Genomic DNA, 371 nt, shown 5'->3' with positions numbered 1-371 from the left:
CGTATGTCTTTTTCACGTTTGTGTGCTGCCATGGCTGTAGACTCAAGTCGCTGAGCGGCTAGCATCGCATCTTTAATCATGCCTATGTCAACGTCGTCATCTTCATCAGGGTTGAGCATTTGCTTTTGCATAGCACTAAATAATTGAGAACGACCCATTTCTAAGATCATTTTTGTGGTGTCGCCAGTGGGCTTGTCGCCAAGCTCTGCTGTCAATGCTTGCGTTGTTGCTCGCAGTTCTCGTAATCGTTTACCTATGGCCTCCGTTTTTTGTGCATGACGACTTAGGCCAGAGCGTGAAATGGTGGCTTCTTCATCTAACCCCGCATCGAGGATCTGTTGATTAATTGCGATCAAAATATCAGCTTGAGA

Annotated in this window: 1 protein-coding gene; it reads right to left on the bottom strand. The window is 46.1% G+C overall.

The features are described 5' to 3' along the window. The coding region (locus J8L97_RS23270; RefSeq protein WP_211053096.1) for a phage protein Gp27 family protein at positions 1-371 on the bottom strand (371 nt) is incomplete at both ends.

This window comes from Pseudoalteromonas sp. MMG012 (assembly GCF_018100875.1).
GTDB classification, from domain to species: Bacteria; Pseudomonadota; Gammaproteobacteria; order Enterobacterales; family Alteromonadaceae; genus Pseudoalteromonas; species Pseudoalteromonas aurantia.
The sequence above is the reverse complement of the archived record's forward strand: the minus strand, read 5'-3'. Positions and strand labels throughout refer to the sequence as shown.